At 68.1% G+C, this 25974-nt stretch carries 18 protein-coding genes; 7 read left to right on the forward strand and 11 right to left on the reverse strand.

Annotated elements, in window-relative coordinates:
• Window positions 1-34: 34 nt before the first annotated feature.
• From ACF3NS_RS14755 to ACF3NS_RS14775, 5 genes are all read right to left on the reverse strand, one after another.
• Entirely contained in the window at window positions 35-1774 is a 1740-nt protein-coding gene (locus tag ACF3NS_RS14755; RefSeq protein ID WP_392467000.1) for a pyruvate dehydrogenase, read from the reverse strand.
• 172 nt (window positions 1775-1946) lie between these two features.
• Window positions 1947-3629 carry an energy-dependent translational throttle protein EttA gene (ettA, locus tag ACF3NS_RS14760; RefSeq protein ID WP_392467002.1) on the reverse strand — a complete coding sequence of 561 codons (1683 nt, stop codon included), beginning with the start codon at window positions 3627-3629 and terminating at the stop codon, window positions 1947-1949.
• A 108-nt stretch (window positions 3630-3737) separates the two neighbouring features.
• Window positions 3738-4322 (reverse strand): single-stranded DNA-binding protein, encoded by a 585-nt coding sequence (gene ssb / locus ACF3NS_RS14765; RefSeq protein WP_392467005.1) that lies wholly within the window; start codon window positions 4320-4322, stop codon window positions 3738-3740.
• Window positions 4323-4498: 176 nt separating this feature from the next.
• Window positions 4499-6151, reverse strand: coding sequence for a GTPase (locus ACF3NS_RS14770; protein WP_154592611.1), 1653 nt, complete (start codon window positions 6149-6151; stop codon window positions 4499-4501).
• On the reverse strand, window positions 6148-7872 hold the full coding sequence (locus tag ACF3NS_RS14775; RefSeq protein ID WP_154592668.1) for a dynamin family protein: 1725 nt from the start codon (window positions 7870-7872) through the stop codon (window positions 6148-6150). The genes ACF3NS_RS14770 and ACF3NS_RS14775 overlap by 4 nt, the downstream gene beginning before the upstream one ends.
• Before the next feature lie 241 nt (window positions 7873-8113).
• Between ACF3NS_RS14775 and ACF3NS_RS14780 the strand changes: the two genes are divergently transcribed.
• Together ACF3NS_RS14780 and ACF3NS_RS14785 are read left to right on the forward strand one after the other, a co-directional pair.
• Window positions 8114-9055 carry a DUF929 family protein gene (locus tag ACF3NS_RS14780; RefSeq protein ID WP_154592612.1) on the forward strand — a complete coding sequence of 314 codons (942 nt, stop codon included), beginning with the start codon at window positions 8114-8116 and terminating at the stop codon, window positions 9053-9055.
• A complete protein-coding gene (locus tag ACF3NS_RS14785; RefSeq protein WP_288798199.1) occupies window positions 9052-9492 on the forward strand; it encodes a vitamin K epoxide reductase family protein in 441 nt (146 codons plus the stop codon). The genes ACF3NS_RS14780 and ACF3NS_RS14785 overlap by 4 nt, the downstream gene beginning before the upstream one ends.
• Window positions 9493-9602: 110 nt before the next feature.
• Here the strand turns inward: ACF3NS_RS14785 and ACF3NS_RS14790 are convergent, their stop codons facing one another.
• Entirely contained in the window at window positions 9603-11453 is a 1851-nt protein-coding gene (locus ACF3NS_RS14790) for a bifunctional UDP-sugar hydrolase/5'-nucleotidase (protein WP_154592613.1), read from the reverse strand.
• A 386-nt stretch (window positions 11454-11839) separates the two neighbouring features.
• Between ACF3NS_RS14790 and ACF3NS_RS14795 the strand changes: the two genes are divergently transcribed.
• Window positions 11840-12727, forward strand: a complete 888-nt coding sequence (locus tag ACF3NS_RS14795) for an antirestriction protein ArdA (protein ID WP_392467009.1) — start codon at window positions 11840-11842, stop codon at window positions 12725-12727.
• A 268-nt stretch (window positions 12728-12995) separates the two neighbouring features.
• Here the strand turns inward: ACF3NS_RS14795 and ACF3NS_RS14800 are convergent, their stop codons facing one another.
• The 3 genes from ACF3NS_RS14800 to ACF3NS_RS14810 are packed head-to-tail and all read right to left on the reverse strand — an operon-like array spanning window position 12996 to window position 21073.
• Complete coding sequence (locus ACF3NS_RS14800) at window positions 12996-14765, reverse strand: UvrD-helicase domain-containing protein (protein ID WP_392467010.1); 1770 nt, start codon at window positions 14763-14765, stop codon at window positions 12996-12998.
• The gene (locus tag ACF3NS_RS14805) at window positions 14762-16648 is read right to left on the reverse strand and encodes an ATP-dependent endonuclease (RefSeq protein ID WP_392467013.1); all 1887 of its coding nucleotides are present in this window, start codon (window positions 16646-16648) and stop codon (window positions 14762-14764) included. Before ACF3NS_RS14805 ends, ACF3NS_RS14800 begins: the two co-directional genes overlap by 4 nt.
• Before the next feature lie 57 nt (window positions 16649-16705).
• A complete protein-coding gene (locus ACF3NS_RS14810; protein ID WP_392467016.1) occupies window positions 16706-21073 on the reverse strand; it encodes a hypothetical protein in 4368 nt (1455 codons plus the stop codon).
• Between the two features lie 383 nt (window positions 21074-21456).
• On the opposite strand from ACF3NS_RS14810, the gene ACF3NS_RS14815 reads away from it, so the two are divergent.
• From ACF3NS_RS14815 to ACF3NS_RS14825, 3 genes are all read left to right on the forward strand, one after another.
• The gene (locus ACF3NS_RS14815) at window positions 21457-22050 is read left to right on the forward strand and encodes a hypothetical protein (RefSeq protein ID WP_392467018.1); all 594 of its coding nucleotides are present in this window, start codon (window positions 21457-21459) and stop codon (window positions 22048-22050) included.
• A gap of 49 nt (window positions 22051-22099) precedes the next feature.
• Window positions 22100-22363, forward strand: coding sequence for a hypothetical protein (locus tag ACF3NS_RS14820; RefSeq protein WP_392467021.1), 264 nt, complete (start codon window positions 22100-22102; stop codon window positions 22361-22363).
• 99 nt (window positions 22364-22462) lie between these two features.
• Window positions 22463-22771, forward strand: coding sequence for a hypothetical protein (locus tag ACF3NS_RS14825; protein WP_392467023.1), 309 nt, complete (start codon window positions 22463-22465; stop codon window positions 22769-22771).
• Here ACF3NS_RS14825 and ACF3NS_RS14830 read toward each other — a convergent pair.
• Entirely contained in the window at window positions 22759-24048 is a 1290-nt protein-coding gene (locus tag ACF3NS_RS14830; protein WP_154592268.1) for an IS256 family transposase, read from the reverse strand. The genes ACF3NS_RS14825 and ACF3NS_RS14830 overlap by 13 nt on opposite strands.
• An 89-nt stretch (window positions 24049-24137) precedes the next feature.
• Window positions 24138-24341 carry a hypothetical protein gene (locus tag ACF3NS_RS14835; RefSeq protein ID WP_392467026.1) on the reverse strand — a complete coding sequence of 68 codons (204 nt, stop codon included), beginning with the start codon at window positions 24339-24341 and terminating at the stop codon, window positions 24138-24140.
• Window positions 24342-24513: 172 nt separating this feature from the next.
• Here ACF3NS_RS14835 and ACF3NS_RS14840 point away from each other — a divergent pair, with 172 nt between their 5' ends.
• Window positions 24514-25914 (forward strand): recombinase family protein, encoded by a 1401-nt coding sequence (locus ACF3NS_RS14840; protein WP_392467028.1) that lies wholly within the window; start codon window positions 24514-24516, stop codon window positions 25912-25914.
• The last annotated feature ends 60 nt before the right edge of the window (window positions 25915-25974 follow it).

Genomic DNA, 25974 nt, shown 5'->3' on the forward strand with positions numbered 1-25974 from the left:
GCCGGCCCGGCCGTCCCGACCACCTCACCGGCGGTCAGCGGGGGATGTTGCGCAGGTTGGCCCTGGCCATCTCGACCATCTTGCCGACGCCCCCGTCGAGCACGGTCTTGGTGGCGGCGGACGCGAAGCCCGTGACCTGCTCGAGGGTGATCTCCGGCGGGATCGACAGGGCGTTGGGGTCGGTCACGACGTCGACGAGCACCGGACCCGGCGTGGCGAGCGCCCGGCCGAGGCCCTCGCGGAGGGCCTTGGGGTCCGTGATCCGCAGGCTCGGGATGCCGCAGCCCTGGGCGATGGCGGCGTAGTCCACGGGCGCGCGGTCGGTGCCGTAGTCAGGCAGGCCGTCCACGAGCATCTCGAGCTTGACCATGCCGAGCGTCGAGTTGTTGAACACCACGATCTTGACGTCGAGCCGGTGCTCGGCGACGGTCACCAGCTCGCCCATCAGCATCGACAGCCCCCCGTCACCCGACATCGAGATCACCTGGCGCCCGGGCTGGCTCGCCGCGGCGCCGATCGCGTGCGGCAGGGCGTTGGCCATGGTGCCGTGGTGCCAGGAGCCGAGGACGCGGCGCCGGCCGTTGGGCGTGAGGTAGCGCGCGGCCCACACGTTGCACATGCCCGTGTCGACGGTGAAGACGGCGTCGTCGGAGGCGAGGTCGTCCAGGATCGAGGCGAGGTACTCGGGATGGATCGGCACCATCGTGTCGACGTCATGGGTGTAGGCCTTGACGACCTTGTCGAGGGTCGAGGCGTGCTCCTTGAGCATCCTGTGCAGGTATCGCCCGTCCCGCTCACGCCCCAGCATCGGCAGCAGCGCGTCGATGGTCGCGTCGACGTCACCCTCCACCGCCAGGGACAGCTTCGCGCGACGCCCCAGGCGTTCGCCATACCGGTCGACCTGAACGATCACCGTGTCCTTGGGCAGGAACTGGTCGTAGGGGAAGTCGGTGCCGAGGAGCAGGACGAGGTCGGCCTGGTCCATCGCCTCGGCGCACGCGCCGTAGCCGAGCAGCCCGCTCATCCCGACGTCGTAGGGATTGTCGAACTGGATCCACTCCTTGCCGCCGAGGGCGTGCCCCACCGGCGCCTGCAGAGCCTCGGCCAGCGCCATCACCTGGTCGTGGGCGCCGCGCACCCCCGCTCCGACGAAGAGCATGGGCTTCTTGGCCCGGTCGAGCAGGCGCGCGAGCTCGGTCACCACCTCGGGGTCCGGGACGTGGCGCGGTGGCCGCTCCGAGGTGTGGCCGAGGGCGGGCGCGTCGACCGCGGGCTCCTCGGCGACGTCGCCGGGCAGGACCAGGACGCAGACCCCGCTGCGGGCGATGGCGGTCTGGGTCGCGATGTGCAGGATCCGGGCGGCCTGGCGCGGGCTGTTGGCGACCTCGGCGTAGTGGCTGCACTCGGTGAACAGCTGCTCGGGGTGCGTGGCCTGGAAGAAGTAGGTGCCGATCTGCGGCGAGGGGATGTGGCTCGCGATGGCCAGGACCTTGGCGCCACCGCGGTTGGCGTCGTAGAGGCCCTGGACGAGGTGGGTGTTGCCGGGGCCGCAGGAGGCCGCGCACACGGCGAGCCGTCCGGTGAGCCGTGACTCGGCGGCCGCGGCGAAGGCGGCGGCCTCCTCGTTGTGGACGGCGAAGAAGGAGATGTCACCGTCGCGACGGATCGCGTCGGTGACGGGGTTGAGGCTGTCCCCCACGAGCCCATAGACGCGTTGCACCCCGAGGGACTTCAGGTGGGCGATCAGCTGGTCGGCGACGGTGGGCTTGGCCATGCACGAACCTCCTGCGTAGGGCGGTCGGCGTCGCGGGCGTGCGGCGTCGCCCCTCCCCCTACCCACCGCGCCCGGCTTCATCGCCGGTGACGACGACCATCTCGTATGCCGAGAGCCGCACCCCGACGCGGGGATCCGGGGGCGGGATGCGGCTCTCGGGCTACGGCGGTGGTCAGTCGCGGGTAAGCTTGCGGTAGGTCACCCGGTGCGGACGGGCGGCGTCCTCGCCGAGGCGCTCGATCTTGTTCTTCTCGTAGGCCTCGAAGTTGCCCTCGAACCAGTACCACGAGGCGGGGTCGTCCTCCGTGCCCTCGTAGGCCAGGATGTGGGTCGCCACCCGGTCCAGGAACCACCGGTCGTGGCTGATGACCACGGCGCAGCCGGGGAACTCGAGCAGGGCGTTCTCGAGGGAACCGAGGGTCTCGACGTCGAGATCGTTGGTGGGCTCGTCGAGCAGCAGGAGGTTGCCGCCCTGCTTGAGGGTGAGCGCGAGGTTGAGGCGGTTGCGCTCGCCGCCGGACAGGACGCCCGCCTTCTTCTGCTGGTCCGGGCCCTTGAAGCCGAACTGCGAGACATAGGCGCGCGAGGGGATCTCGACCTTGCCGACCTGGATGTGGTCGAGCCCGTCGGACACGACCTCCCAGAGGTTCTTGCCGGGGTCGATGCCCGCGCGGCTCTGGTCGACGTAGGAGATGTCGACGGTGTCGCCGACCTTGACGGAGCCGGAGTCCGGCTCCTCCAGGCCCACGATGGTCTTGAACAGCGTGGTCTTGCCGACGCCGTTGGGGCCGATGACGCCGACGATGCCGTTGCGGGGCAGGGAGAACGACAGGCCGTCGATGAGGACGCGGTCGCCGAACCCCTTCTTGAGGTCCGTGACCTCGATCACCGTGCTGCCGAGGCGCGGGCCCGGCGGGATGGTGATCTCCTCGAAGTCCAGCTTGCGGGTGCGGTCGGCCTCGGCGGCCATCTCCTCGTAACGCTGCAGGCGGGCCTTGGACTTGGCCTGGCGACCCTTGGCGTTGGAGCGGACCCACTCGAGCTCGCTCTTGAGGCGCTTCTGGAGCTTCTGGTCCTTCTTGCCCTGGACCTCGAGTCGCTCCGCCTTCTTCTCCAGGTAGGTGGAGTAGTTGCCCTCGTAGGGGTAGAGGCGGCCGCGGTCGACCTCGCAGATCCACTCGGCGACGTTGTCCAGGAAGTAGCGGTCGTGGGTGACGGCGAGCACGGCGCCGGGGTAGGACGCGAGGTGCTGCTCCAGCCACAGGACGGACTCGGCGTCGAGGTGGTTGGTGGGCTCGTCGAGCAGCAGCAGGTCCGGCTTGGACAGCAGCAGCTTGCACAGGGCCACGCGGCGGCGCTCACCGCCGGACAGGACGGTGACGTCGGCGTCGCCGGGCGGGCAGCGCAGGGCGTCCATGGCCTGCTCCAGCTGGGAGTCGAGGTCCCACGCGTCGGCGTGGTCGATGTCCTCCTGGAGCTTGCCCATCTCCTCCATGAGCGCGTCGAAGTCCGCGCCCGCCTCGGCCATCTCGGCGGAGATCGCGTTGAAGCGGTCGACCTTGGCCTTGATCTCGCCGACGCCCTCCTCGACGTTGCCGAGGACCGTCTTGTCCTCGTTGAGCGGCGGCTCCTGCAGCAGGATCCCCACGCTGTATCCCGGTGAGAGCCGGGCCTCGCCGTTGGAGGGCTGGTCCAGCCCCGCCATGATCTTGAGGATCGTCGACTTGCCGGCACCGTTGGGGCCGACGACCCCGATCTTGGCTCCGGGGAAGAACGACATCGTCACGTCGTCGAGGATGACCTTGTCACCGACCGCCTTGCGGGCCTTGGACATGGTGTAGATGAACTCCGCCATGAGGCTCAGGCTATCGGTCGCCCACCAGGGCCGACGAATCCGTCGAGGCCGGTCGCGCGGTGCCGCGGTCGGACCGGGCACCGCGCGACCGGTGCGGCGCGGGCACCGTCAGAGGTAGGCGGGCTCGCGCTCGGTGACGACACCGTCCGCATCCACGTCGTAGTCGTCGTCGACGTCGGCGTCACCGTGGACGACGTCACCGTGGATGCCGTCGGCGTGGGGAGCGGCTCCCGGCTCCGTCTCGGGCAGTCCGTAGGTCACCACACCGTCCGCGAGGGCGCCCCGGTCGTTCGCCGCCGCCACCTCGGGATCGGCCATGCGGTCGGACGTGGAGCTGTGGACGCCCTTGGTCACGTCGGCGAAGGCGAAGGTGAGGTCGGGGCCCACCGCGTGGGCGTCGATCTCGACGTTGGTCCCGCGACGCTCCCCCTGCTCCCAGTCGGTGACGCGCAAGCGGCCCCGCACGATGACGCGCGTGCCCTGCTTGAGCGAGGCCGCGCAGTTCTGGCCGAGCGAGCGAAAGGCCGTGACCCGGACGAAGTTGGTGTGCCCGTCGCCCCACCCGCCCTCGCGGTTGCGCTTGCGCTCCGTGCAGGCGATCCGGAAGGCGGCGAACACGTCGCCACCCTGGGTGAACCGCAGCTCGGGGTCGGCGCACAGGTTGCCGGTGACGGTGATCATGGTCTCGTGCATGAGGTGTCCTCCTGGTCGGGTCCTCCTGGTCGTGAGGACGTGACCCCAGGCTCGGACGAGCGGGGCGCGGCGGCCAGGGCCTGGGCGCGGCCTGTGGACGACGACGCGGAATGACGCGACGCCGCCGTCCCCTGTGGACGACGGCGTCGGGGGGGGGGCGAGACAGAGCGGGCGTGCTAGCCCTTGATCGCCTGGTCGAGCAGCTCCCGGGTGCGCGCGTGCCGGGCGAGCACCGCCTGCACCTCGCTGACCAGTCGCTCCTGCGCGACGTCGTGGATCGCCGCGTCGAAACGCCGCCCGATGCCGTCACGGCGGCGTCGGGCGCCGGCCCGCGCGACGGCCCGGCCGAGGGCGGCGAGCAGCAGCCCGAGCAGGATCCCCCCGACGAGCATCAGCAACGGGTAGGGCAGGATCCCGACCGTCGGTGGCTCGGGCACCGGCAGCTGGGCCCAGCCGAGGCCCATGAGGACCAGGAGCCAGGCGAGCCCGCCGAGCGCGACCAGGGCGAGGAGCCACTGGAGCCCGTTGAGCACGCTCCACCACACGGGGCGCCGGGCGCGCAGCGGCACCTCGAGGACCGTCTGGTCCAAGGAGTCCACCAGGTCGTTGTCCTCGGGGGCCGCCGCGCGGTGAACGGCATCGGCCCACCGGGTGGGCAGCCCCTGGGAGGCGACGTCGGCGAGGTGACGGGTCGCGAGGTCCACGGAGGCGCGGGCGGCCGGCGTGGGCGGGGGCAGCGACGACCGACCGATCGTCCGCCGGACGTCCGTCGCCTGGATGCCCAGGTCGTTGTCCTTGAGGCGCAGCCGCTTGAGCGGGTCGGGCCGCAACGCGTGGCCCCAGCGGGTGAACGGCCACCCCGTCGTCTGGGCGGCCTCCCGGCGGTAGTCCCGCTCGACCGCCTCGAGGACCACGGGCACGCCGGCCGCCCGGCCCAGGGCAGCGACCAGCTCGTCTGACGGTCCGTCGGGGATCCGGGGGTCGCTGGACCCCACCTCGGCGCGCAGCTCCTCCGCGGAGGCCCGCAGGTCTCCGGTGAGCCGTCGCTCGGCCGCCGTGCGCGACGACACGGCCGCGGCGAGGCGCTGCTGCAGCACGTCCAGCCCCAGGCCGGTGCGCGCCGACGTGGGGATCACCTCCGCCGCCGGGATCCCGTCGTCCGCGAGGATCCGGCGCAGGTCGGCGGTGCACTGCTGCACGCCCTCGGCGGACAGGCGGTCGGCGTGGTTGAGGACGACCACGGTGACCGCGTCGTGCTCGGACAGCACCTGGATGTAGTCGTCGTGCAGGCGGGCGTCGGCATACTTCTGGGGGTCGGTGACCCAGACGAAGACGTCCACGAGCTGCAGGACCCGGTCCGCCTCCGCACGGTGGGACTGGGTGCGCGAGTCGAAGTCCGGCAGGTCGAGCAGGACGAGACCGTCAAGGTCGGCGGCCCGTCCGTGGACCGGGTCCGTCGCGACGCGGTGGCGGGCCCCCACGCCCAGCCAGTCGAGCAGCGGGGTCGCGGGGTCGTCCCCCCAGACCGCGGCGCTGGCCGTGGACGTCGTGGGACGGCGAGCGCCGACCCGTGAGACGTCCTCGCCGACGAGGGCGTTGAAGGTCGAGGACTTGCCGGACCCGGTGGCGCCGGCGAGCGCCACCACGGTGTGCGTGCCGACGAGGGCCGTGCGCTCCCGGGTCTGGTTGACGATCCGGCGCGCCGGAGCCACCGCCTGCTCGCTCAGCTCGGCCCCGCCCGTCTGCAGCGCCTCGGCGAGGATCCGGGCCCGCTCGGTGGCGGGCAGCGTGGTCTCCTCGGTGGTCCGTCGTCTGAGGATGCTGGTCATCGGGCCGCCCTGATGCTCACGGCGGCCTGCGCGAGGTCGCTCGACTGGTTGCTGTCCACCGCGACGTCGTCGACGGCCTCGAGATAGCGGCGCTCCTCGTCGGCATACAACCGCTGGACCCGCTCCATGAGGTCCCGACGCGCCCTGCGGGCGAGGTCCCGGACGGCCTGGTCGCCAAAGATCGCCTCCAGGATGCGCTGCGCGAGGACCGCGGACCCCGCGGCGATGCCCCCCTCGGCGCCGGTGAGGCCGCTGGTGTGGGTGAAGACGACGAGCATGAGCACCACGGACAGGGCGTTGACGCCGTACGCGAGGACGCGGGCCGTGGTGCGCTTGTCCTGGCCCTCGTCCCGGATCATGGCGAGCAGGTCCGACTGCCAGTCGCGGACCAGCCGGTCGACGCGGTCGGGCAGCTCGACGGAGGACATCCCCAGCGCGGTGCGCTGCGCCAGCAGGACCTCGCCCCCGGGGGTGTTGCGCCACTGTCGGCGGACGTCGGAGGCGGCCCGGTCGGCCTGCGCCTGGATGAGCGAGGCGACGCCGGACTGCAGCACCTCCCCGAGCTGGTCCGCGGGCTGGGGCTGGCCCTTGACCGCGGCGGTGATCCGGTCGCGGATCCGGCCGATGCCGGACTCGATGGTGCGCAGGAACTCGCCGGTGCCGACGAACTCCTGCCAGCGGGCCAGCACCTCGCCCCGCAGGAGGGTGCCGTCGCTCACCCCCAGGTCCACGCCCTCGAGCGCGTCGTCGTAGGCGCGGTCGGCCGCTCGCCGCAGCCCCGCGGCGGCCTCCAGCTGGTCGTCGCTGGCCTCCACGAGCCCCGAGACCCGCCCCGAGAGCGAGTCGAGGGCTCCCGACAGGGTGCGGCGGACCACGGCCTGACGGGCCACCGCGTCCTCCGCCAACGTGGTCAGCCAGCGACGCAGCGGACCCACCTCGCGCTCGGGGAGCAGTCCGCCGTCCTCGAGGACGGTCTCGCGGACCGTGAAGATGGGGGCGCTGTCGAGCTGCTGCTCGGCCAGCATGCGCGCCAAGTCCTCGCGGACCTCGACCACGGCGTCGTCGGGCACCCGGTCCAGCACGATGGCGACGGAGGTCCCGCGGTCCCCGGCCTCCCTGAGCAGGTCCCACGGCACGGCGTCGGCGTAGCGCGCGGCGGTGGTGACGAAGAGCCACAGGTCCGCGGCGTTGAGCAGCTGCCGGGACAGCTCGCGGTTGGCCGCGACCACGGAGTCGATGTCGGGCGCGTCGAGCAGCGCGAGGCCCGCCGGGAGGGAGTCGGAGGTCACGAGGCGCACCGACCCCATGTCGTCGTCCGGGGTGCCCTGGCTGTCGCTGCGGCCGGTGAGCCGCCCAAAGCGGGGCAGGACCTTGGTGGTGAACCACTCGCGGTCCGCCTCGTGGTGCACGAGGACGGGAGCCCGGGTCGTGGGCCGCAGGACCCCGCTGCGAGAGACCGCCTCGCGCACGACGGAGTTGACGAGGGTGGACTTGCCCGACCCGGTCGAGCCACCGACGACGACCAGGAGCGGGGCGTCCAGCGCCGCAAGCCGCGGGAGGACGTAGTCGTCGAGCTGCGTCACCAGGCTCGTGCGGGCCGCGCGCGCCTCGGCGGTGGAGCCCAGCTCGATGGGGAACTGCGCCCGCTCGACCACGGTCTTGAGGTGTGCCACGGCGTCCGGCAGGCGGTCGTCGCCGCGGATCGCCGGGCTGTCCACCATCTCCACGAGTCCCCCAGGGTTTGCGGTCACGGGTTGCGGTCACGGATCGTCACCACGGCACGGTCTCGGCCCTGGTCGTCGCGCATATTCTGACAGGAAGCTTCCCGTTTCGTGGGGTCTTGACCCTCACGCGTGCCTCAGGATTCTCACCGGGACGGCTCGCTAGACTCCCCCGGAAGGCCGACGCGTGTCACGGACCGTGACCCGCCCGGCAGACTCACCCACCTGTGCAGGAGCCCCCGTGTCCGCCAAGAAGAACCGCGCGAGCAGCGCCAAGCAGGCCGCCCGCCAGCGCACCGCCGAGATCCGCGCCCAGCAGGAGGCGGCCGAGCGCAAGCGGCGACTGCTCCTCGCCGCCGTCACCTCCGTCGTGGTCCTCGCGATCATCGGCGCCATCGTGGCCGTGGCCGTGCTCGACAAGGACAAGCCCTCACCGGCCGCCGCGGGCGCGGTCGCGCTGGACGCCGCCGCGCTCTCCTCCATCAACGACGTGCCGGCGTCGGCCTTCGCGGCCGCCGGCGTGAGCGACCAGATCACCAACGGCCCCAAGCGGGTCAAGGACGCGCCCGCCGCCACCCGCGACGGCAAGCCGCAGGTGCTCTACGTCGGTGCCGAGTACTGCCCCTACTGCGCCGGGCTGCGCTGGTCCACGGCGGTGGCCCTCGGCCGGTTCGGCCAGTGGACCTCCCTCACCGAGAGCAAGTCCATCCAGGAGGCCGGCCTCGACCCGCTGTCGACGGTGTCGTTCAGCCAGCAGAACCACGGTGCGGCCTACGCCAGCGAGACGCTCACCTTCAACGGCTACGAGACCACCACGTCCGAGCAGCGCAACGGCCAGTTCGTCAAGCTCGACCGGCTCGAGGGCCAGGACGACGCGACCTTCAAGAAGTACGACTTCCCGCCCTATGTCGAGGGGCAGGGCGGCTCCATCCCGTTCCTGTCGATCGGAGGCAAGACCTTCCAGTCCGGCGGCATCTTCGACGTCCGCGTGCTCGAGGGCAAGAGCACCCAGCAGATCGCGACCGCCCTCAAGGACCCGCAGGACGAGACCACCAAGCAGATCCTGTCGGGCGCCAACGTCATCACGGCCGCGATCTGCGAGCAGACCGGCAACAAGCCCGCGGACGTCTGCTCGTCGGCCCCCGTCAAGGCGGGCGCCGCCAAGATCAAGGACCACCAGTGACGAACGCGCTGCCCGGGTGGCTGCGCTCCGGCGCGCTGCTCCTGGCCGTCGTCGGTCTGCTCGCGTCGGCCTACCTGACCTACGAGCACTTCACCGCGAGCGCCACCCTCGCCTGTCCCGAGGGAGAGGTGCTCAACTGCGCCAAGGTCACCGAGAGCCGGTACGCCACCTTCCTGGGGCTGCCCGTGGCGCTGGTGGGCCTCGCCTACTTCGTCGTCGTGACCCTGCTCTGCCTCCCGGCGGCGTGGCGGCGGCCCGACCTGGACCTGCCGCGACTGGTGCTCGTCGGTGTCGGCGTCCTCATGGTCTTCTACCTCGTGTGGGCCGAGCTGTTCGGGATCGGGGCGATCTGCTTGTGGTGCACCGTGATCCACGTCGCTACGGTGCTCATGTTCATCCTGCTCGTCTTTGGCCGGGCGCTGGCGCCGCGGCGCTGATCCCTCCCCCGCACCCAGCCAGAAGGCGCGGCGCCCCGCCCCCGGTGACCCCGGGAGCGGGGCGCCTCGTCATACGGCAGGGACGACGAGAACGACCTGCCCGTGCATCGTCAGCGCAGGACGATGCGGTCCAGCGGGCCCGGGGTGTAGGGCGAGCTCGCGGCGAGGTAGGCCGCGAAGCCCTCGATGTCCAGGCCGCCGATGAGCTTGCCGGTCGCCTCCTTGAAGGCCGGGAAGCCGTCGCCACCGTCCGAGAGGAAGTTGTTGGTCACGACGCGGTAGGTCCTGCTCGCGTCGTTGGCCACCGGCACGCCGCCGAGCGTGACATTGCTGATCGCCCCGGCCGCGGTGCGCTCGTAGCGGAAGCCCTTGCTGACCTGCAGCACCTTGGGGAAGGCAGCGTTGGAGCCCGTGAACTGCTGCCCCAGCAGGGTGTAGATCTGCGCGCCCGTCATGTCCATGGAGACCAGGTAGTTGTTGAACGGCTGGACCTGGAAGGCCTCCTCGTAGGTCACCACGCCGTCGCCCTCGGCGCCGGACGCCTTGTAGGTGAGGTCGGTGCGGATGCCGCCGGGGTTCATGAAGGCGACGACCGGCTTGACGCCGTTGCTGACCACCGACGGGTCAGCGAGCTGGGCGTCGGCGATGAGGTCGCCGAGGGCCGACTCCCCCGCGGGGCTCTGCACGCGGGTGACGTCGGTCGTGATGCGGCCGAGGACCTTGCCGGCGATCGGCCTGACCAGCTCCTTGTACGTCGCGATCAGGGAGGTGACCGCGGCGTCCGGCGCGACCGTGCGGGTGACGATGCGGTTGTCGACCCGCACCGAGCTGCGCACGATGTCGCGGGACCTCGTGTCGTACTTCATGCGAGCGTCCGTCACGAGCCTGCCGAAGGACAGCGCCGAGGTCACGTAGCGCGACTGTCCGGCCGGGTCGGGCACGTCGCAGACATAGGACTGGTGCGTGTGCCCCGTCATGACCAGGTCGAACTTGGGCGAGAGGTTGCGCGCGATGGGCAGGATGTCGCTGTTGGGGTCCAGCTCGCCACCCTTGCCGCACACCACGTCGAAGGCCGGGTTGACGGGGTAGGTCTTGCCGTCGGGCGCCGTCCACTGCTCCTGCTTGAGCGAGCCGCCCTGGTGCACCATCGCCACGATCGCCTTGACGCCCTTGCGCTGCAGCTCGCGGGCAGCGGCATTCATCGTGGAGACCTCGTCGCGGAAGTCGAGCCCGGCCACGCCGGCCTGGGTCACGATGTTGGGGGTGTCCTTGAGCACGGCGCCGACGAAGCCGACCTTGACGCCGTCGACCTCCTTGATCGTGTAAGCCGGCAGGACCGTGCGGTTGGTGCCCTTGTAGAACACGTTGGCGGCGACCATCGGGTAGCTCGCGCCCTGGAACTCGCCTGCGGCGCAGGAGTTCTGGTTGTCCTTGCCGTCGCCGTCGTCGAGGCAGCCGCCCCCCACGAGGCGCAGCATCTCGCGGTAGCCCTCGTCGAACTCGTGGTTGCCGATGGTCCCCACGCCGACGCCCATGAGGTTGAGGGCCTCGATGGTCGGCTCGTCGTGGAACGCGGCGGACAGCAGCGGGGAGGCGCCGACCTGGTCGCCGATAGCGGCCGTGATCGTGCGGGTCTGCCCCTGGCGCAGGGTCGTGAGGTGGGTGGCGAGGTATGCCGCCCCGCCGGCGTCGACGGTGACGTCGACCGGCTTGCCGGTGGTGGGGTCGAGGCGGTGGTCCACGACGACCCGGCCGCTGGAGCCCGACGGGCCCTCGAGGTTGCCGTGGAGGTCGTTGAAGCCGAGGATCTGCAGGTCGACCAGCTTGTCCTTGCCGGGCTTCCTGCCCTTGGCGTCGGCGCCGCCCTGGTCGGCGGGCGCCGCGGCGGCGGTGGTGGCGGAGGCGGCCAGCACCAGCCCCGCGAGGACGGCGGCGGCACGCGTGGTGCGCACTCGAGACATGTCACTCCCAGTGGACGGCACGCCCTCGTCGTCGGGAGCGTGCGGGTGGTCCGGCCCCTGGGGGTGGGGCCGGCGAGATGAACGCTAGCCTCGGCCTCCGACAGACCGTCAAGACCACCTGCGCGTGACACGGGGGCGTCGCGGGGGTGAACAGGCCCGGGCCCTCGCGGGTGCTGCGCCACGACCGGTCACCGAGCGTCACCCGGGCGATCCGACCGGGCGGTCATCGTCGGACAAAAGCCCCCCGTTTCGGCAGGTGCCAGGACCCTGTCGGTGCGGACACCTACGGTCGTTGACGGACCAGGGAGCAGGGGCCGAACGGCGCCCTGCTCTACAGGCGCGAGACCAGCGCCACCACCAGACCAGCGAGACAGACGGAGGCGAGCATGTCGGGCACCCCCCTCAGCGACAGCTACCGACACCGCCCGCCATCGCTTCTCGCGGACGTGGCCGAGCTCAGCTGGATGCGCGAGCACCGCCGCACGGGCGCCTGGACCGATGCTGCGCTGGCGTCCGACCTGGCCGCCCACGGTCGTGTGGGCGCCGCGCTCTGCCACGTGATCGGGGAGCACCTCGAGCCGGAGGCCGAGTCCCCGCTGGGCGAGTTCGTGATCTACGACATCCTCGACCCGCGCGCCGTCCTCGACCAGCTCCCCACCCTGCGCCCCTGCGGCCACGCCGCCTGGATCGAGGCGCTGCGAGCCTTCTGCGCCACGGCGATCCGGGTCGGCTGGGGCGGGCGCGAGGCCGAGCTCCAGCCCCGCCCCATGCTCTACGTCGCCCGGTCGGCGTGCAGCGTCGGCGACTGGATCGACATGACGCGCCCCGAGCGGCAGGTCGAGCAGGCTCTCGGCTCGCTGCCCGGCGACCCGACGGACACGGACTGGCAGGTCCACGGCCGGATGGGCTTCCACCACGTCTATCCGATGGCGCAGCCCGAGCTGTGGACCATGAACGCCGTCGCCCAAGGGATCGACCGGCACGGCGAGGCGTACGCCGCCTATGCCGAGATGACCTTCCAGCAGGGCATGTCCGAGCACGACTTCGAGGCCCGCTACCGCGGGCACGTGAGCACGCTGGAGGAGTTCGTCTTCGACCAGGCCGAGTCCCGCGGGTGGCTCGCGGCCCTGGCGGCCCTCAACCGGGTCGACGGTCTCGCCGGGGCGCTCTCGCTGGACATGGCGGTGCTGACGCGCCAGGTCTTCTCCTCGGGCTACTCCTACGAGCCCGGGGCCGACGGCTACCACATCTTTGGACCGCCGGACCTGTCCTGACGCTCCTGCGGCGCCCCCGATCGGGGCCCTATCGAACGGGCGAATCGGGACGATCTCCGATGAACTGGCGGAGCCCGGTGACCTCGTGACTACCGATTGCTCATCGACGCCTCGCTGCAAGTGCGGATGCGGGCAGCCCGTCACGGGCAACAGGAAGTTCGTCGGGCAGGCGCACTACAACACCTGGCTGAGCGCCGAGCGGTACATCGGGCGGCATCTCGATCGACGACCTGGCTGATCTCGATGTTGGAGCCCGACTGCCACCGGATCAGCTGGCGAGCGTATGAGGGACGCCGTTGCGATCAAGGATGGCCGTGACGCGCTCGACGTGGCTTGAGTGCACTGCCAAGATCAGCAACCGCTCAGCGCGGGAGGTCGCCACATAAAGCACTCGCTTTGCTTCACCTTCGAGATCGTTCTCCCATAAGTCCAAGCAGGTGTGGCCATCATCGTTCGAGATCAACTCCTCGGGCAGCACGACGGCAGCTACGGGGTACTGGAGCCCCTTTGCGCCGTGAATCGTGGAGAACCGCAGCGCGTCGGGGTCGGGTGCGCTCCGCATGGCGTCGCGCCACTGCTGGGCCGTGGGACTGCGTAGTTGTTTTAGATCGACCTGGCGCGGCCAATCGATTTCTCTCAGTCGCACTCGCAGCGCCTCGGTGTAGGCGGCGGTCTCCATGCCCTCGGGGCTCAGACCTAGTGCGAGGCGGTGCGCCTGGTCTCGCAGCCATCGCGGCGTTGCGCCGAGCTGCTGAAGGCCGGAGGCACCCCCACCGTCGTCTGCGCAGCCGGCGATGTCGAGCAGGCCACGCTCGATTTCTGTCACGGCGGTAAGACGCTGTCGTGCTGTGGCGGCCAGGTTGCCGAGCACGAGAGAGTTGGCGGCAATGCGTAGCACTCGATGACTTCCACCACCGGCTTGGGTTGTTCGAGCTCCCGCAGCTTTCATGGCGTCGGCGGACTTGTGTGCGAGCACCATGACGTCGTCGCCTGTCGTGAAGCCGAGTGCTGTGGCTGCCGCGGTCACAGCTGCTTGCACCTCTCTTGGTCTTCCGAAGGGCAGGACACTCACGGGAGTGTTGAGCTCCCCGTGCTCACCGACCGGCTCGTCCATCGCGTTCCCGCTGCGCAACGAGGCCACGACGCTGCATATGGCAGGGGTGCTGCGGTAATTGCCGTCAAGTCGCCGCCCAGGCGGGAGTTGGCTCGCGAACGCCCGCACCTGGTCTGGCTGCGATCGGCGGAACTCGTAAATAGCTTGGTCCAGGTCACCCACCATCACGATAGCGACGCCGGCGTCCTTGAGGACTGTCAAGATCGCAAGCTCTTCAGGGCCGCAGTCCTGAGCCTCATCGACAATGATCTCCGCGAATCGGGCCGCCAGCACCGGGACGATGAGGTCCTTCCACTCAGGAAGGCCCAGGTAATTAGTCGCATAGTTGCGCGCTACCTCGGCACTCATCAGGCCGCATCGAGGCTGGATGACGTCACCCTTAGCCAGGCGATGCAGCTGAGTACGTGCCCTTTGCTCCAAGAGAGCTCGGGCGTCAGCGGGCAGGCCGAGAGCCTGGCTGCGCTGCGGAAACGGGATGCGCTCCGGGACGAAGGTTGCGGAGGCGAAGTTGGGGTCAAAAGAGAAGTAGTCGAGCGAGTAACCCGCGCTTCGCTCGCCATCGAGGCGGATGACCGCTGCAGCCACCGAGGCCCACGAGTCGATGAATCGGACGGGAATCTGGTGCTTGGTCGTGAAGATGGGAGCCACGATCTGGCGGTTGATGAAGCTGTCGAACGTGCCAATGAAGTGCGGTGATTGGATCGTGGCACCGCCTTGAACGCTCCGGGCCTTAGCCTCGTCGACGGCGGCGTTGGTGAAGGAAAGCAGAGCGATGCCCTTGCGGGGCTCCTGCTGAACGCGCCGTAGGAACCGGCCGACGATCGCTCGGGTCTTCCCTGCCCCCGGACACGCCTCAACGAAGAGACTGCCGGGTGTCTCGACAAGCGTGCGCTGGGCATCGCTGTACGGGAAGTCGTCGGTCACGATGCGGCCGGATTGTTGGAGTTCAGCGCATCTTTGAGTGCCTGCGCAAGGTACGGCGGACAGGTGAACACCCGATCATCGTCAATGGCCCCTGCCACCGCATGAGCGAACTCGCCCTTGCTGAGGAAGTCGTCGTCCTTGAGCTTGATGTAGAGAGCCTCGCGCCGGTCGGCGGCCGCCATGATGTCGTTCCAGTGGTGCGGCGACCGCGGGTGTTGCGCAAGGTATGCCGCCTTGAGGACCTCGTGGTTCGTCGATCCGTCGACCAGCAGATCCGCTTCGAGAGTGAAGTCAGACGAGTGGACGATGAGCCGGCCGTCGGCGTTGTTGTTTGGAGCCGCTGCTCTCAGCTGATCCGGTCGGTTGATTGGCTCCCAGACATCTTCGGTGCCATCTGCGGCGGGACGAGTGTTGGTCGCCTCTGGGGTTCGGCGAACAGGGTCACCATCCGTCACGACCACAAGGCGATCCAGGACGGCATGACCGCCGACCGGGGTGAGCAGGAGCTTGACGTACGGAGCAAAGTCGACGCTGCCGACGTAAATGATGGTGACGCCCCGGAAGTCCCTCCGCTGCCGCACCTCGACGTCAGTCGTTCCAGCAAAGACGACTTTGCGGGCCAGCACCGGGAGCAGGACGGCCTCGGCGACGCCTTCGACAAGGAGCACCTTTGTGGCGAAGAGTAGTGCGGCACGGGTGACATCGAGGTACTGGTCGATCTTGCGGATCTCGCCAGCCTGGAGTCCAAGGCGCGCGATGGGGATGGCGTGCGTGCTGCGGGTTGCCGGCGAGTCGTCATCATCGGACGGCTGCGTCACGGTGCGGAGCACCACAACGTCCTCAACACTGACGCCGCTTGAAAGGTTCGACGAGTGAGTGGTCGCGACGACCTGGATGCGTCCTGCGGGACCGGTCGTATCGTCGCGTAGCGACTCCTCGGCCTGCTGCTTGAGGTACTCCAGAAGCACGACCTGCAGCTGCGGATGCAGATGCGCCTCCGGCTCTTCGACGAGGAACAGAGTCAGCTCCGCGTCGCAGGCCTTGCGCAGTTCCAGGATGACGCTGGCGATGAACAGCAGGTTGGCGTAGCCGAGGCCGGACTCTTTGAGGTTGGCGAGATCGACGTCGTGCTCCGCCATCTTGACGCGCAGCGAGCGGACGAGGCCACGCAAGCGGTGGTCCTCGAAGTTGATACCCACCTTCTGCCCGCGAACGGGCATCGTGAGCTCGTCGAGGTGCCCTTGAATCTCGGAGGTGGTCTTGGTCAGAACCGGGTCCGAGCTGAGGTCTCGCATGGCCTGGTTGGCGGCCTCGACGAAGGCCTCAGTCTCGGCGGGACTCGTCAACAGTTCGATGATACGCGCCAGCCGACCGTTATCGGCCGAGTCAAGCTCCCGGCGGGCATCACGAAGCGGCTCCAGGTAGACGTGCGTGATCTGCTCGCGCTTCTCGGGCTCCGCCTCCGGGGAGTTGGCTGGCCCCGCCATGACGACTGGCCGGGGACGTGCCGGTGCGGGCTCTGCGGTGAACTGGACGCGGTAGTGGGCACGACCGGTCTTTAGGTCAAGCGCCGATACGAACTGTCCCTTCTGGATCGGAGTTAGCCCGTCCAGGGTCAGGTCGAACTGGATAGATTCCTCAGCGGCGCCCTTTGAGAAGTCATCACTCTCGAAGTACCGCGTCCGCCGGCCGCCGATCGGGTTGGTGGCGAGCCGCAGTGCATCCACGACATTTGACTTACCGGAGTTGTTCTCGCCGACAAGCAGTGTCAGGGCTGGGCGCAAGTCGATGGTGGTGTTGCGGCAGGATCTGAAGTTGGTGAGCTTGACCTCACGCAGATACATGCCTGCGCGAGATGGTGAACCGGTATCACTGTCGGGCACGTTCGCGTCCTTGCTACTTGCGTTCCAGTATAAATCCGCGCGGTCTTGCTGCCCAGCCTACGATAGCCGTTCCGTCTCGCTGAGGAGCCTTTCGATGCCATACGAGCCAGTGCGCAAGAGGCCATCTACAAGATCGAGGGTCTCGTTGCGTTCCGCATCAGAGGCCGCCTGCTGGTACGCACGCATCACGAGACCCCCAACGTAATGCGCATCCCCGGCCGCCGCAGTGCGAATGTCACGCGACTCTGTGCCAAGCTCAGACAGGAATCGCTGGGCAGCCAACACGATCAAGTCGTGCACCCGATCAGGGGCGTGCTCTAGCGTAATGAATAGCTGTGGCAGCGCCGGGCGGAATGCTGGCGACTCGATCAGGGCTTTCAGCGGTTCCGTGAATGGCTGGAGCGCCCGATCACGGAGATGCATCGCAACGGTGGCTGCTGACTCCCTCACCTTCTCGTCCGGATCAGCGAAGAGCTTCACGAGCACGTCGCGTCCGGCTGAACTCGACTCGCCGCGCAACCGAATCGCGGCAACATCCGCGACACCTCGGCGCACGTCGGGGTCGGTGCTCTCAGCCGCTCCGCGAAGCAGGTCCTCGCGGGTGTGCTCCAAGCCGAGGTAGGCGGCAACTTGGCCGCCGGTGTAACGCACGGAGGCGTACGGTGAGGAAGCCATACGAGCTTGAAGGTGCTCGATCAGTTCGATCTGGTGATGGCTTTGGTAAAGCATCAGATCGCGGGCATGCCGCGACACGAGCAGACGATCGTCGGCCGTGAAGAAGGTGTCTGCGACCGCGAGCACATCAGCGGACGCGTAGCGAAGGCAAGCCGCGAGCAGATGCGCAGAGCAGGACTTGACTACCGCAGTCGGCTCGGCGGCGAACTGTGGTAGCTGAGGCGTGATGTGCGCTGTGCGGCTGCCGTCGGTGTCGTAGACGACGTAGTCACCCAGGAACTCGGCGATCGAGCCGCGCACACAGTTGATGCCGTGACTAAGCAGATCGTCGTGCGGGGCGTCCGGCTCGTCCTTGTCGGGGAGGTTGTCCGCTGCCGGGCTCGACGAGGTGAGCGCGCGGTCGATCAGGATGGCGATGATGTCATCGGGCAGGTCCTCCTTCACCCGATGACGCAACGGCCATGACAACCAGCGGTCTACTTCCACCAGATCGAACGTAGCTAGATGCCTGATGACCTGATAAGTCAACTCCGCGTCGACCTCAGTCTCGTTCTCTCCAAGACCGCGAAGGATCGCTGAGGCATAGGCTGCGTGATGATCCTTTGTGAGACGAAGGGCTAAGTTTCCGAAGCGGGTCGGGTCTCGCTTCACCTCTTCATTGAGCTGAGCTGCCAGTTCATGAGCTCCGCCCTTGAAGGTCCAGCGGTCCTCTCGCTCTCCGGTGTAACGCGCCATCGCGCCCAGCCAGTGGGCGTCTGTCATGTGTGGCGTTGCACTCGACGGGATGGGCGAGGGAATCCAGCCGCCCGTGATGACGCCCGACCTGACGAGGTCGACGCCGTCGCGTCGCTGGAGCTCTTCAAGCCTGAGCACGGCCGGCCTGGCCAGCCGCTCGCGGGGGAGGCCGTCGAGCAGCACATGCACCGTGTGGCCGGGACGCTTCTTCTCCCAATCGGGCCTCAAGTTGAGGACAGCCGTCTCCAGCCGATCGAACTCGCTAGCGGACAGTTGTGGGGCAATGGCGGCGATGAGGTCTCGAACTGTCCAGGCGTCCATTGGCGCGACAAGACCGTTGGCCCGGCCAAGTAGACAGCTGAGGGCGTAGGCCACGAGTGCTGAGGTCTTGCTAGCGGCGAGCCCCTGGTATAGGAGCCATTGAGCAGTGAAAGTGTCGATGTCCGCCAGCTGGACAAGTACCTCGGGTACAGAGTCGGACGAGGCGACGACCGCCTGCAACGACTCCCGCGCCGCCGCAAGCATTGCACCCTGAGCGTCGTGGTGGTGGCCCTCGTTCTCAAGGCGCCGCAGGAGCCAGTACCGCGACGCGCTTGGGCTGTCTGCGCCAAGCTCTGCTTCACGTTGCAACACCCGGACGACGAACGGCAGCAGCTGCTCCACGAAAGCGTGGGGTGCTTTCGCCGCGGCTGTGGTTATCAGTTCGAGGGCTGCATGGTCTTGTAGATCCAGAGACGAGACGGGCTGAGTCGGGTCGGCAGGAACGGCATCTGGACGATCAACCCAGTAGGCCTCGATCAGGTCGATGGCCCAGGCGGGGTTGTCCTCGCGCAGCTGGTAGATCGAGACGAACAACTGATGCTCGTGACCGTCGTACTCGCCCCGGCGCACGCTCTGCAGCATGAGATCGAACAGTGGGCGGCTACTCTCGGCCGCTGCTGGAGCCATGACCGCCCGGAGCCACGACGGATAGTTCGGGTTGACCCCCGCGTGCCGTGAAAGGAGGGCAGCGACCTCCCCAGAATGCGCGTCAGTGCCGCTCTGCAGCAGACGTACGGCACGAGTCTGTTCCTCTTCGTTCCCCGACTGCAGCCATCCCGCGACATCGCCAGCCTCGTTGGCCCGAGCGAACCAGCCTGCGGTGTATACCGTCCACCAGAGGTGATCTGCGAGTTCGGGCAGATCGGTGGCGAGCCGCTTCACCGCCTCCCACTCGGCCGCCGTCGGGTCCTCGAGCATGCGAAGGACAGCGAGAGCCACCTGCTTGAGGTGAAATCTCACCCCCGGGTCGCGAAGCATCGCTACAACTTCCGTCAGAAAGCGCTCGGGATCCTCAAGACGTAGATGAACGAGGATCTGGCGAACCTGGCTTCGGCGGAATAGCTCTTGCACGTTCGAGGTCAGGAACGCAACGAGCGTCTGCCCACCCTGGCACCACTGCCGCGCAAAGGCATAGTCGAAGAATGATTCGTGGAAGAAGCTGACCTTTCGGCCATCCTTGACAAGCACGCCTTCGGAAACCAGGACATCGCCGTCGGCAGCTAGGTCATCCTCATCGAGGATCGATGACGGAACGGTGAGCCGCTGTTGCTGGCTCATGGCCAAGGCCACCCGTCGAACTACTGTGGCGAACCTGACCGTCCCACCCTTGCGTGCGTCGCAAGCGCGGCTCTTGTATGCCCAGAACGTCTCCTGGAGGTCCTGCAGAGTCGAGAACGATAGCTGGGACGCATCCATCTGCGATAGGAGCTTGAGGGCGAAGGGAGAGCCCAGGAGCTTGACCTGCTGCGTAGAAAGAGCGGCCGGGTCGATCCCCATTGCCTCGACCGCACCCCTGACTTGCGTGTCAGTCAAGAGCGGGACGTCGAGGCGTGCGGCCTTGTGATATTTCAGCAGGGACAGAATGTGGGAGTCATTTTCTAGATCAAACTTGCGACACGCAATGAGAACCCGCATGTTAGGGAAAGCGGACGCCTCCTTGAGCATGCTCTCCACAGCCGCGAACACCGCGGGCATCCGTCCGGACGCGTGGCTCACAGCGTCCAGCTGATCGATCACAAGTAGCGTCGGTTCGCGCTCCGACAATGCGCCCAACGCCGAGACGGGAGACGCTCCCAAGCCGTACCGATGTCCGAGTTCAAAGCTCGTCGAGAACTCAGACTCGCGGTCGAGGCGGAAGGCCAGGCAGGTCCACCCGGCCTCCTTGAGGGCGTCTGCGGCGTCATGCAACACGGCACTCTTGCCTGAACCGCCGTCGCCGGTCACAAAGTGAACACCACCTCGCTCGCGGAGACGTTCGACTAACTCGGCAGTCTCCGGGCGGGGTATATGCGGTGTGATGAGCTCTCGGGCGACGCTACCTTGCCAGGTATTGAATATCTCCGGCAAGGAGGCCCGAATCTCCTCCCGCAAGCGCGCAAGATCCGACAAGCGCAACTTGTATTCGGGGAGGAGTCCAATGATTGCTTCTCGATCGAGAGGTAGCGAGAGGCTCTTCTCGATGAGCATCCGGAGCGTTGGGGGTACTGCGGCTGGCGCATCGCTGTCAAAGAGCAGCCCGGCAATCGTGGTGTTCTTCCTGTCGAGCGTGTCCTCGTCGATGCTATGGAAGTAGCATCTCTTGAGCGTTTTCCAGGTGACCTCGAGCGTCCCGATCTTCTCCTGAATGTAGGTGAGCGTCTTCCATGGGTCCGTGTCCGGCGCGATCCGCTTCAAGAAGACCTCTGCCGTCGCGGAGCCACGCGCGACGTCTGCTAGCTCCCGCAGCCTGGGAGCATGAGTCATTGAGGCGAAGTGGAATTGGCGTCCTGCCAACACGTGGTCACGGGCCGCCGTCAACAGGCCTTCCGCATGAAGGTCCGCGGGCTTCCATTCTGCGTTGCGCGAACGCTGACGTTTCACCTGATGCACTTCAACGTGGTCGCCCCGGAGGAGCGTGAACTCCGACTTGTGTCCGGCATCGTCCAGGTCCTCAACCGTGATCGATTGGGCTTGCCCGCCGAGCACGTCGAGCACGAACGAGACGGTCCATGCCGCCTCGTAGGAGTTGCCAAGCTTGTCGAGTACCCCACCAGACAAGAGAGCCGCTCCGGACTCCGGAGCGCCCCCGGTCTTCGCTGATGGCGTTGGTGTGGTTGGTCGCTTGGGCATCTTTCCTACAATTCAAACAGTTTCTGCGTGTGAATCAAGCCCCGGGCCTGTCCTGCGGTCACCTGGATCACGCTACATCGCTGCGCCGACACACCGCTGACGCTGCAACCAAGGGTCAACGGTCACTCGAACTGTCGGTGAGCCGTGCGAGTCTGGGACGGTGAGCTTGAAGGATCTACGCAGCGCTCCGGCGCCCTGCTTGGGGCCAGGTCGGTCCAGCAACGCCCGGCGCGGACGAGTGTGACGGCGTGCGCGCCACCAAGCAGGAGAAGGATGCCGTTCGGGCCTACGTCGAGGACCAGGCGCACGAGGACGTCGTCCACTTGGAGAAGGCGGCGTCGGAGCTGGTTGGTCCGGTGCGACACGACATCTGGGATGTGCACTGCGCCAAGACTCGCTGGTGGGTAGTCACGAACCCGACGAACCTCTACGACCAGGGCGACTTCAAGAGCCGGGACGTCGTGCTGACGTTCCACGTCGGTCTGACGCTGCGGGTGCAGTACGCCCAGGAGCGTGAGGTCCCGGTGGCACCGGGCGTGGCCGTGCTGCTGCCAGGCTCGTGGCGGCGCTGGGAGCAGGCCTTCGAGGCGTATGACAGCGGCGACGAGGCGGAGAACCTCCAGTCCGTCGGCTGCGGCTGCGGGAGTGTCTGGTGTCGTTCGTCGGTGAGGTCCGGTCGGACGACCTCGTGCCGGAGGGCAAGGCCCCGCCAAAGGGTTCGGACTTCAAGGGTTGGACAGACCTGCTCGCCAACGCACTGGCGGCGGGCGAACCCTCGGCGCGGCTGCGCTCGTACCTCAAGAAGCTGTCGGTCGAGACGTGGGAGTACGTCAACTGGCTGACGCACGCCAAGAACGCAATGCGGATGGAGCAGAGGTCGGGCTCAAGCAGGTGGAGTTCCTGCTTGAGCTGTTCACGGCGGCGATGCTCCGCCTGGCCCACTCGCCCACCCGCTGCGAGGGCTGCCAGTCGTACGCCGTCGGCGGGGGCGTCTGCCGGCACTGCGGCTGGGAGGACCCGGACTACGTCCCGCCGCCGGTGCGGGAGCTGTCAGAGGAAGCGATGGCGGCCCGACTGGTGGAGCCGTGCACTCCGACCTCCGACATCTCGACGTTCCTGAGTCCCGAGGTCCTGCTGCGCGGTGGAGTGGAGTGATCAAGGCTGGCCGTCGGATGGACCGGCTACGTTCACGACTTGAGAGGCTGCTGACGCGGTGGCGCGAGCAGCGGCCGGGCGGAACACGAGGAGAGCCTGATGACGGAAGCGTGGCTGCAGCTGGGCAACGAGAACTCGGCAGCCCGGCTGGCGTTCAAACGTCTGGGAGGAAGCGCAGGCGTCGGCCTCGCCCAGCTTCAAGTCACCGTGGAAGTGGCAAGCCGCAAGGCAGTCGCAGACAACCGACCCCTCTGGCTCGGTGGCAGCGCCTACGCGCAGGGCATCGGCCGAGGCAGCGGGTACGTCGGCGAGATGCGCACCCAGATCCAGCCGCTGACGCTGCCCGAGCGCGGTGGGACGAGGGGAGGAATAGTCAAGACCTGTGGATTGATGTGTCAGGCGGCGTGAGCGTGACCTCCTGATTCGTCGGGTCGTTCGACGAGCTTGCCGTTGCTGAACTCCGCGCCGGCACGGACGAGCGCAACGAGGTGGGGTGCGTTGACGGCGCGCCAGCGGGCCTGGGCGGACTCGATGAGCTTGAACGCCATGGCGATGCCGGCGGCGCGGGAGCCGGGGCCCTTGGTGACCCGCTGCCGGAGCCGGACGGTGGCGAAGGTCGACTCGATCGGGTTCGTCGTTCGTAGGTGGATCCAGTGCTCGGCGGGGAAGTCGAAGAAGGCGAGTAGGACGTCGAGGTCGTCGACGACCTTCGCGACGGCCTTGGGCCACTTCGCGCCGTAGTTGGCCGCGAACGCCTTGGCTGCGGCCCGCGCGTGGTCCTTGTCCTCGGCGTTGTAGATCTCCGCCAGGGCGGCCTTCGCCCCGGGGTGCGCCGACTTCGGCAGGGCGGCGAGAACGTTGCCGAGCTTGTGCCACCAGCAGCGCTGCTCCTTGGTGTCGGGGAACACCTCGCGCAGCGCCTTCCAGAACCCCAATGCACCGTCCCCGACGGCCAGCACCGGTGCGCGCATCCCGCGGCGCTTGCAGTCGCGGAGTAGGTCGGCCCACGACTCCGAGGACTCGCGGAATCCATCGGACAGGGCGACGAGCTCCTTGGCGCCGTCGAGGCGGACGCCGATCATCACCAGCAGACACACCTTGTCCTGCTCGAGGCGGACCTTGAGGTGGATGCCGTCGACCCACAGGTAGACGTAGTCGCTCTCGGCGAGCGACCGGTTGCCGAACGCCTTGGCGTCGTCTTGCCACTGGACGGTGAGGCGGGTGATGGTGGCCGCAGACAGGCCTGCGGCGGAGCCGAGGAACTGCTCCAGCGCGGGCACGAAGTCGCCGGAGGACAGGCCGTGCAAGTAGAGCAGCGGGAGCACCTCGGCCACGCCTGGGGACTTCCTCGCCCATGCGGGCAGGATCGCCGAGGAGAACCGCTTCCGCTCCCCGGTGGCCTCGTCGATGCGCTTGTCGTTGACCCGCGGCGCACGCACCGGCACCGCCCCAGCCGCGGTCGCGACCTCCCGCGGGTCGTGGAAGCCGTTGCGGACCACCAGCCGGTGCCCGTCCTCATCGACCTCGTGCTGGTGTGCCTCGACGTAGGCGGCAACCTCGGCCAGAAGCGCCGCCGCGAGCATCTGCCGCGCACCGTCGCGGGCGAGCTCGTCGAGCAACGACCCACCGACGGCCGCCGGGACGTGCTCCTGGGACCCGTTCTCCTCGTGGACTATCTTGAACATGGACGTACCTTCCCGAGCCGGCGCGTCAACGCCGACCACGATCCGAACTTGAGCATGGGCTTCGATCTTGCTCGGGAGGTACGTCTCCTCTACGTCACCTCGCCGAGAGCCATCCACAGGTTCTGATCATTGCTCGGACGAGGGAGGTCACGCTGACTGTCGATCTGAGCTACACCCAGCTTCAGGCGATCGAGAACCATCGCACTGGTGGCGTGAACCTGGCGTTCGACTTCGCCGGCCACTGGATGGTTGACGGTGTGCCGGAAGCGTTCTGGAGCGCCCGAATAGAACACGAGGCGAAGCGGAGCGAGTGGATCGCAATCCTGGAGCACATGCAGTACCGGCGGATCATGCTTGTCGAACTGGACGCCGTCGATGCCAACTCTTCATCGACATACGCCGAGGCTATGCAGTACTTCGCTGACGCGCAGAGGCACTACTTGGAGCACGAGTGGCGGCTGACCGTTGAGTCACTCCGGCAGACGCTCGCCGCACTGGTGGGCAAGCAGTCCCGAGTCGGCCAAGACGACCGACCGACCGCAGTTCCAGCTCATGATGCAGCGCATCCGCACGATGCGGGACGTCGACTACGTCATCCTCGACAAGATCGACCGGCTGGCCCGCAACGGCCGCGACGACGCGAACACGATGTTCGAGCTGCAAGCCTGCGGCGCACAGCTCGTGTCGGTGAAGGAGAACGTCGACGAGAGCCCGGCCGGGCAGCTCCTGCACGCCATCATGGCGGGCATCGCGGAGTTCTACAGCCGCAACCTCGGCACCGAAGCGCTCAAGGGCATGACCCAGAAGGCCAAGACCGGCGGCACGCCCGGCAAGGCTCCCATTGGGTACCTCAACACCCGGCAACGCATCGAGGGCCGCGAGATCCGCGTGGTGGTGGTCGATCCGGACAAGGCCCCGCACATCCAGTGGGCCTACGAGGCTTACGCCACCGGGGAGTGGACGATCCGCATGATTGCCGAGGAGTTGGCGGAGCGAGGCATCCAGTCGTCGCGGGGCGCGAAGCGCGGCAAGCCGTTGGCCCTGTCGTACGTCTGCAGGCTGCTGCAGAACCGCTACTACCTCGGTTACGTGACGTTCAACGGGGTCGAGTACCCCGGGCGACACCAGCCGCTCATCACGGTGGATACCTACGAGCGGGTGCAGGAGGTGCTCAAGGCGCACGACAGCTCAGGTGAGAAGCAGCGGGTCCACCAGCACTACCTCAAGGGCTCGCTGTTCTGCGGGCAGTGCGGCCGCCGGCTCTCGTTCACCCTGGCCAAGGGGAAGTACCCCTACTTCATGTGCCTTGGCCGACACCAGGGCGGGCGCTGCCCGCAGCCCTACCTCGACGTCGATGCCACCGATGCCGCCGTCGAGCGGTACTGGCGGACGGTGCGGCTGGAACCCGAGATCGCGGAGATCGTGAAGCAGGGGCTAAGGTCGAACTCGACCGGCAGAACGAGCGGGCCATGCCCGAGATCCGACGAGCCCGGGACCGGGTCGACCAGCTCACCGAAGAGCGCCGCCGCCTCACCCGCGGCGTCGTCACCGGCTCGATCCCGGACGACCTGGCCCGGGAGGAGCAGGCGCGTATCGCCAAGGACCTACGACAGGCCGAGCGGATCCTGGAGACCTCGGTCGTCGTGTACGAGCACATCGAGCAGAACCTCGTGCGCACCCTCGGCCTGCTGGAGCACATCGGGGAGGCCTACCAGCTGGCCGGACCACTCGTACGCCGCCGAGCCAATCAGTTCATGTTCGCCAAGATCTACGTCGACGGCACCGAAGACGGCCCGAGCGTCAGCGGCGCTGACCTGCTCGAACCGGCCGCCACTCTGTTCGACCAGGACTTCCAGGCCCGCATGACCCTGAACACGACGAACCCCGACCATGATCTTTTAGGTCGGGGTTCGATTATGAGAACTT

This window comes from Arsenicicoccus cauae (assembly GCF_043162025.1).
GTDB classification, from domain to species: Bacteria; Actinomycetota; Actinomycetes; order Actinomycetales; family Dermatophilaceae; genus Arsenicicoccus; species Arsenicicoccus cauae.